At 62.3% G+C, this 7757-nt stretch carries 5 protein-coding genes; 1 reads left to right on the top strand and 4 read right to left on the bottom strand.

The window, feature by feature from the left end:
* The 3 genes from Q7L05_RS16340 to pdhA form a co-directional block, all read right to left on the bottom strand.
* Positions 1-1823, bottom strand: a 1823-nt coding sequence (locus tag Q7L05_RS16340; protein ID WP_303909207.1) for a 2-oxo acid dehydrogenase subunit E2, incomplete at its 3' end; no start/stop codon positions are given.
* A gap of 184 nt (positions 1824-2007) precedes the next feature.
* On the bottom strand, positions 2008-2988 hold the full coding sequence (locus tag Q7L05_RS16335; RefSeq protein ID WP_303909205.1) for an alpha-ketoacid dehydrogenase subunit beta: 981 nt from the start codon (positions 2986-2988) through the stop codon (positions 2008-2010).
* Complete coding sequence (gene pdhA, locus Q7L05_RS16330; protein WP_303909203.1) at positions 2988-3980, bottom strand: pyruvate dehydrogenase (acetyl-transferring) E1 component subunit alpha; 993 nt, start codon at positions 3978-3980, stop codon at positions 2988-2990. Before pdhA ends, Q7L05_RS16335 begins: the two co-directional genes overlap by 1 nt.
* A 509-nt stretch (positions 3981-4489) precedes the next feature.
* Between pdhA and Q7L05_RS16325 the strand changes: the two genes are divergently transcribed.
* The gene (locus Q7L05_RS16325) at positions 4490-5869 is read left to right on the top strand and encodes a class II fumarate hydratase (RefSeq protein ID WP_303909201.1); all 1380 of its coding nucleotides are present in this window, start codon (positions 4490-4492) and stop codon (positions 5867-5869) included.
* Positions 5870-6124: 255 nt separating this feature from the next.
* Here Q7L05_RS16325 and Q7L05_RS16320 read toward each other — a convergent pair whose 3' ends face one another.
* On the bottom strand, positions 6125-6805 hold the full coding sequence (locus tag Q7L05_RS16320; protein ID WP_303909199.1) for an SIMPL domain-containing protein: 681 nt from the start codon (positions 6803-6805) through the stop codon (positions 6125-6127).
* Positions 6806-7757 lie beyond the last annotated feature (952 nt).

The raw sequence follows: 7757 nt of genomic DNA, 5'->3' as shown, positions 1-7757 counted from the left end.
ATGATGCCGAGGTGGGCGCCCTCGGCCCGGTCGCGGCTGCGAGCGGCCGCGGCGCGCCACGCCTTGGAGGGGATGCAGCCGCGCCACAGACACTCGCCGCCCGGGAACGGGGAGTCGTTGATCATGGCGACCTTGAGGCCGTTGCCGGTGAGGTCGCGGGCGCAGTCTTCGCCGCCCGGGCCGCCGCCGATAACCACCACGTCGTAGTCCCAGGCACCCTCGGGAATGGCCGGACCGGTGGGCCCCATCCACTGCTCGGGCTCCTCGATCATCGACTTGAGGGTGTTGAGGAACAGGGCCACTTCGGCGCCGTTGACCACGCGGTGATCGGCGGTCACGATCAGGGGCATGCCCTGCTCGCCGGCTGCAGCGATGGCCAGGATGGCCGCCGTGCCGGGCGTGGGGATGGCATCAAAATGCGGAACGCCCAGCATGCCCATGTTGGAAACCATGAACGTCGGGTTGGCGTACTCCTCGGGTGCCAGGCGGCGCTTGCGGGCGCGATCCACCAACCCCTTCCAGGACTCGTGCAGCGTCTCGACATCGTTGGATTCGCAGTGGCGCAGCACCGGCACCACCAGGCCGCCGCCCTCGGCCGAGACGGCCATGCCGATGTCCACCTGGTCGCGCTCTACCAGCCGGTCCACCGGCTGGTAGGCCCAGTTGACGCTCGGGTGTTTCTTGATCGCCTCGGCGCAGGCCTTGGCGATGGCCACAGTAACCGAGACGCCCTTCTTCTTCGCCGCCTTGATCAGCGCGCCCGGCTGGGCGTACTGGGTGACGTGGAAGGTGGGCATGGTGAGCGAGGCGGTCATGGAGTGGCTGACCGCCTTCTCCATTGAGGTCATCTTGCGGCCTTCGCCCGGCACCTGGATCTCCGGCATTATATGGGCCGGAACCAGATCGACGACTTCCTTGGGACGCTGCACGGGTTGGGCGCGGCGTACGTCATCGGCGGTGATTTCGCCGTCCGGGCCGGAGCCCTTGACGTTGTTCAGATTGACCTGCAGCGAGGCAGCCAGCTTGCGGGCATACGGTGTGGCGTATTTGTTGTCGGGTCGCTTGGCCGGGGTGACACCCTCCATCGCCCTGGCCGACGGAACCGGCGCGGCGGGCGCGGGTTGCGATGGTGTTGGCGGTGCGGCCGCTTCGGCTTTGGCGGGTGCTGCAGCGCCAGCCTTGGCGGTGGCGTCCACCACCTGCTCCTTGCTGTCGACCAGATAGCACATGGGCTGTCCCACCGGCACGGTGGAATCGACCTCGGCGATGGGCCCGGAGAGATAGCCCTCGCGGAACACCTCGACGTCCATGATCGCCTTGTCGGTCTCCACCTGGGCGATGATGTCGCCGCGGGAGATTTGATCGCCGATGCTCTTCTCCCAACCCACCACGACGCCTTCGGTCATGGTGTCGGAGAGCTGCGGCATATTGATGGTGTGCGAAACACCATCGGGGGTGGCGACATCTTCCACCGGTGCCTCGGCTTCAGGCGTGGGCACTTCGATTTCCGACTCGCCCTTCACCTCGGCCTCTTCCGCGCCGGCAGGCACTTCGGCTTCGGCGCCCTGGACTTCGTCCGCGGTGGCAACCAGATAGCAGACGGGGTCGCCGACCGGAACGGTAGCATCGACCGGCGCGATGGGACCGGAGAGGTAGCCCTCGCGGAACACCTCCACATCCATTATCGCCTTATCGGTCTCGACCGTTGCGACGATGTCACCGCGTTCGATCCGGTCGCCGATATTCTTCTCCCAGCTCACCAGGACACCTTCGGTCATGGTGTCGGAGAGCTGGGGCATTTTAATCACAAGGGGCTCAGACATTAGTTCAGTTCCGAGTTGCTAGTGGCGAGTTGCGAGGGGCGGAGGCGCGGAGGTTCATCCGGGCCCTGGCCACTCGCAACTCGTTACTCGCCATTGAGTCGTTCCAAGTTGCCAGTGGCGAGTTGCGAGAAGCGGCGAGACCGGTCGTTCTGGTCCTAGCCCCTCGCTACTCGCTACTCGCCACTCACTTGCCGAACATCTTCAGGACGCCATTCACCACATCCTGGGCGTTGGGAATGGCGGCCTTCTCGAGAGTGCGGTTGTACGGGATCGGCACATTCCTGGCCGATATCCGCATGGGCGGTGCATCCAGTTCGAAGAAGCACTCTTCGTTGATGATGGCCATCACCTCGGACCCGACGCCGACGGCGGGTTCCGCCTCTTCGGCGATTACAGCGCGGTGGGTCTTGCTCACCGAATCCCTGATGCCCTCGCGATCGAGCGGGTTCAGGGCGTAAAGGTCCACCACTTCGGCCTCGATGCCGTGCTGCCTGGAGAGGATGTCGGCCGCCTGCAGGGCCCAGTGGACCGAGATATTGTAGGCAAAGATGGTGACATCCTTGCCCTCGCGGGCCACTTCCGAACCCTCGAGCGGATGGAAGTATTCATCGTCGGGCACAACGTCCTTCATGTTGTACATCAACTCGTGCTCGTTAATGAACACCGGATCATTGCAGCGCACGGCGGACTTGATCAGACCATAGGCCTGTCTCGGGTTCGACGGGGTGACCACGCGCAGGCCAACGATGCCCATGAAGACCTTCTCCATGCGCGCCGAATGCTGGGCGCCCAGCTGGTGGGCGGTGCCGCCCGGCGAGCGGATGACTACCGGCGCTTCCAGCTGGCCGCCGGACATGTAGCGCACCTTGGCGGCGGTGTTGACGATCTGGTCGGTCGCCAGCCAGGCGAAGTTCACCGACATGATCTCAATGATGGGACGCACTCCCAGGAAGGAGGAGCCGATGCCGAGACCGGTGTAGCCGTTCTCGGAAATCGGTGTATCGATCACCCGCTCCGCGCCGTACTTGTCGTAGAGACCCTGGGTCGCCTTGTAGGTACCGCCGGCGACGCCGATGTCCTCGCCCATGGCGATCACCATCGGGTCACGGGCCATCTCTTCGTCGTGGGCGCGGCGGATCGCCTCCCAATACATTAACTCGGCCATTACTGCGCCCCTCCTTTCACCCACGGATCGTTCTCGGCCAGCACATACTTCTCCAGCTCCTCGAGCTTTGGCTCCGGGGATTCCTCAGCGAAGGGGATCACGTCTCTATCGATCTGTTCGATGATCTCCTTGTCGAGCGACTGAAAGTCCTCTTCGCTGAGCTCGCCCGCTTCGATCAGGCGCTCTTTGAAGAGGTTGATGGGATCACGCTTGATCCACTCCTGCTGCTCCTCCTTGGTGCGGTAGGCGCCGGCGTCGGACATGGAGTGACCGCGGTAACGATAGGTGGAGAGCTCCAGGAAGTAGGGGCCCTTGCCGGAACGAACGTAATCGACCGCCTTCAGTGCTGCCTCGTAGACCGTCTCGATATCCTGGCCATCGACCCGGGCCGCTTCGATGCCGTAGCCACAGGCACGCTTGTACTGCTCCTGCACCGCGGTCGAGCGTTCGATGCGGGTGCCGATGCCGTAGAGGTTGTTTTCACAGACGAACAGCACCGGCAGCTCCCAGACGGCTGCCATGTTCAGCGACTCATGGAAGGAGCCCTGGTTGTTGGCGGCATCGCCCAGGAAGCAGATGGAGATCTCGTCGCCACCCTGCAGCTTGATGGCCTTGCCGATGCCTGCGGCCAGCGGAAAAGGACCACCCACCAGCGCATAACCGCCCATGAAGCGGTGCTCGACGTCAAAGATGTGCATGGAGCCGCCCCGTCCTTTGCTAGAGCCGGTCTCCTTGCCATACAGCTCCGCCATGACCTTTTTCGGGTCGGCGCCGCACTGAATGGCATGCACGTGATCGCGATAACCGGTAATCACGTAATCGTGACCCGGTTTGGCCGCTTCCATCACCCCGTGCACACAGGCCTCCTGGCCCGGGTACAGGTGAAGGAAACCGCCGATTTTACGTTCGACGTATGCTTCGTAGCATCGCTCTTCGAAGCGCCGCGCGTACAACATCTCGCGCAGCAGCCTTTTTTTGTCCGCGGCGTTCATGCGCGCTCCTTCAAGACTCTTCGATTGGTGTTAGGGCCTGAAACCTTGCCGGAATACGGCACAAGACGGGGCCGTGCCCCATCGCAGCACATGCCGAGCCTGTCCGAGAACAGACTCCTGGACCGGGATTCCCCTCGGTGGCGTCCGCGTTGGCCGCGGCTTCAGGTTACGGGCAAGACCGTTAATTCTGGCACATCCGGCCTGCCCCTGTTTGAATCAGCGCGCCATGATCGGGCTTTTACAAATGCAGGTCAAGCGAAGCGAAACCATAAAAATTATTACTATTAATAAACTAAATACTTACTATTGACAGGCTTAAAGATAGCAATGACCGCCTGCCTTACTTTCGGGTAGGAGGGCCCGCCCCCGGGGCGATCGGCCTAACTGGAGCATCGCGGCGGGGCATTCCCCTACCCTCCAGCGAGCGGGTGGAACAAGGTGATAAACTACTGCGCCTCAGGTTGAATTATCCCCGAAACGCCTTAATCGCCAACTCACACCGAGCACTCATGAGCGAAAAAAACTATCGAACCGAACGCGACAGCATGGGCGAACTTCAGGTACCCGCCGATGCCCTTTACGGTGCCCAGACCCAGCGCGCCGTGGACAACTTCCCTATCAGTGGTCAGCCACTTCCCGATTCCCTGGTACGGGCGCTGGGATGGGTAAAGGCCGCCTGCGCACGGGTCAATGCCGAACTGAACCTGCTCGAGGCGGACATTGCCGACGCGATCGCCACCTCCGCCATGGAGATCGCCGAAGGGAGCCATGGAGCACACTTCCCCGTGGATGTGTTCCAGACCGGCTCTGGCACCTCCTCCAACATGAATGCCAATGAGGTAATCGCCCGCCTGGCTTCCGAACGTCTGGGCCGGCCGGTGCACCCCAACGACCACGTCAATATGGGGCAGAGCTCCAATGACGTCTTCCCCACCGCAATGGCGGTGGCCGCGGGCATCGCCGTGCATGACCGCCTGCTGCCGGCCCTGCGCCACTTGGGACAGGGCATCCACGCACGGGCCAACGAGCTGGACGGCGTCACCAAGACCGGACGCACCCACCTGATGGATGCCATGCCCGTCCGGCTCGGCCAGGAACTGGGCGGCTGGGCCGCACAGATATCGCATGCCGCCGAGCGCATCGAGGAGAGCCTGCCCCGTCTGGCGGCCCTGCCCATCGGCGGCACTGCCGTGGGCACCGGCATCAACACCCACCCGGAATTCGGGCCGCGCGTGGCCAAGCTGCTGGCACGGGAGACCGGCGTCTTCTTCCGCGATACCTATAACTACTTCGAGGGGCTCTCCAGCCAGGACGCCTCGGTGGAGATGAGCGGCCAGATGAAGGCTGCCGCCGTGACACTGATGAAGATCAGTAACGACTTGCGCTGGATGAACTCCGGACCGCTGGCCGGCCTGGGCGAGATCGCCCTGCCTGCCCTGCAACCGGGCAGTTCGATCATGCCGGGCAAAGTCAATCCGGTGATCCCGGAGGCGGTGGCCATGGTCTGCGCCCAGGTCATCGGCAACGACACAGCCATCACCATGGGCGGCCAGTCGGGCAACTTCCAGCTCAATGTCATGCTGCCGATGATCGCCCGCAACCTGCTGGAAAGCAGCGAACTGCTGGCCAACGGCGCCCGCGTGCTGGCGGACAAGGCCATCGCCGGGTTTACGGTCAACGAGGAGAATCTGCGCGAAGCGCTGGACCGAAACCCCATCCTGATCACCGCCCTCAACCGGGTGATCGGCTATGAAAAGGGCGCCGCCATCGCCAAGCAGGCCTATGCCGAAGGCCGGCCGGTGCTTGAAGTGGCGTTGGAACAGACCGACCTCACCGTCGAAGAACTCAGGAAGCTGATGGACCCCGCCAAGCTGACCTACGGCGGGTAATGAAAATAGATTCGAGAGGCGAATTACGAGAGTCGAGGGAAGGAGCGCTGGCGCGCGCCCGATAGGGTTTCACGACGAAATTTTCGAAGGAGCGGCGTATCGGCGATTACGGCCGACTGAGAAGATATTCCTTGTGGGGCCAAGAGACCAGCGCGGTCGGTGCAAATTTGTGAAAGGTTAGGAGCCCCGACTTTGGGGGGCGAATCTCGCCTTTGCGATTCCCTCATTCTCGCCTCTAGTCCCTCGTATCTGCCGTTAAGGCTTGCCCGGCAACAATTGAATCGTTCCGGAGACGATCACGGAAACGGTCGTTTCCCCGCCCTTCACCGCAGGTGGTGCACGTTCGGCCATGGTCTCCATCCGGTAGACGGGGCCGGGTCCATTGCCCCGGGTGCCGATGTTCAACTGCACGATCCGCCAGTCGCCGGCTCCCAGGTTTTGCCGTACCCGTTCGGCTCGGACCTTGAAGGCGCCCAAGGCGTCGTCGATGAGGTCGTTTTCAGCCGCCCGGCGGGTCTTTTCCGAGACCTCGAAGCCCATGGATTGAACCTGGATCTTCTCCTGCAACTGGCCCACCAGGCTGCTCAGTGCCGTAAAGTCACCACTCTCCAGCCGCAGGCTCTGCACAGCGCGCCAGTGGGTCAGGGTGCCCTTTTGGTAAACGGGCCGGGTGCGGTAGCCGCCGGTTTCCCCCGTGACGCTTTCGAAGCTTTCAACCTGTCCGAGGGCCCAGCGCATGGCTTGATTGATTCGCTCCGCCAACTGCGCCGGGTCGCTGCCCTCCTCCTGCACGGCCAGCACCGCCCGCATCCGATCATTTTCCACTTCCCGGGAGACCTCGGCCTGGAGCGAGACGCGATCGAAAACGGCCTCATCATCAGCCGCCGCGATTCCTGTCATCATCACCAGAGATAGAAGAAACCAGCGCATTGACATTGTTTATCCTTTCTCTATCGATTGTTGGATTACTTCGTCGTCGAGGCTCCAAGAACTTGTCGGTTCACCCCTTGAATTCCAACCACGGGGAACACGGGGCCACGGGGAAGAAAAAACCCGAAAAACCTGTTTTTCCCTGTGGCCCCGTGTTCCCCAAGGTCATCAGTTCTTCAGTGATTCGGGCCTGAGCCGCAGTGGGACGGCTCCTGATGAATTTGCTCCCGCTTTCATTACGAGGACGCCTACATGGATGTAGGTGGTAGAGCGACGCAGGATGCCAAAGCCGAGCCCCAGGCGACGAAGTAATCTCCTGCTCCCAAAGCCCAGATTGCCGCGTCGCTGAGGCTCCTCCTGATGAACTTGCCCTCCCCGCTGTCATTACGAACCGTGCCCCCAGCTGCGCTGGCCCGAATCAAAGACGAACGTTTAGTCGTCATTGCGGAGCGCCGAACGAGGGTCCCTTCTCCCTCAGGGAGAAGGACAGGATGAGGGGGAAAGAAAACGGTCACGGCCTATTAGATCACCCCCTCCCTGGCCCTCCCCCACAGGGGGAGGGAATGGCATCATCGGCCCTGTTCCGTACCCCTGGCTGCATGGAAAGGGGGAAGTTCTTCAGGAGGAGCCTAAGCGACGAAGTAATCTTCTGCTCCCAAAACCCCAGATTGCCGCGTCGCCGGGGCTCCTCCTGATGAACTTCCGCCCGCTGTCATTACGAGGACGCCTACATGGATGTAGGTGGTAGAGCGACGCAGGGTGCCAAAGCCGAGCCCCGGCGACGAAGTAATCTCCTGCTCCCAAACCTCAGATTGCCGCGTCGCTGTGGCTCCTCCTGATGAACTTGCCCCACTGTCATTACGAGGAGCCCCGGCGACGAAGTAATCTCCTGCTCCCAAACCTCAGATTGCCGCGTCGCTGTGGCTCCTCCTGATGAACTTCCCCCGCTGTCATTACG

Source organism: Thiohalomonas denitrificans (genome assembly GCF_016841685.1).
Lineage (GTDB): Bacteria > Pseudomonadota > Gammaproteobacteria > Thiohalomonadales > Thiohalomonadaceae > Thiohalomonas > Thiohalomonas denitrificans_A.
The sequence above is the reverse complement of the archived record's forward strand: the minus strand, read 5'-3'. Positions and strand labels throughout refer to the sequence as shown.

Bases quoted from the DNA above. Each gene is read 5' to 3' on its own strand.
- Q7L05_RS16335 (WP_303909205.1), bottom strand. From the start codon at position 2,988: ATGGCCGAGTTAATGTATTGGGAGGCGATCCGCCGCGCCCACGACGAA.
- pdhA (WP_303909203.1), bottom strand. From the start codon at position 3,980: ATGAACGCCGCGGACAAAAAAAGGCTGCTGCGCGAGATGTTGTACGCG.
- Q7L05_RS16320 (WP_303909199.1), bottom strand. From the start codon at position 6,805: ATGTCAATGCGCTGGTTTCTTCTATCTCTGGTGATGATGACAGGAATC.
- Q7L05_RS16325 (WP_303909201.1), top strand. From the start codon at position 4,490: ATGAGCGAAAAAAACTATCGAACCGAACGCGACAGCATGGGCGAACTT.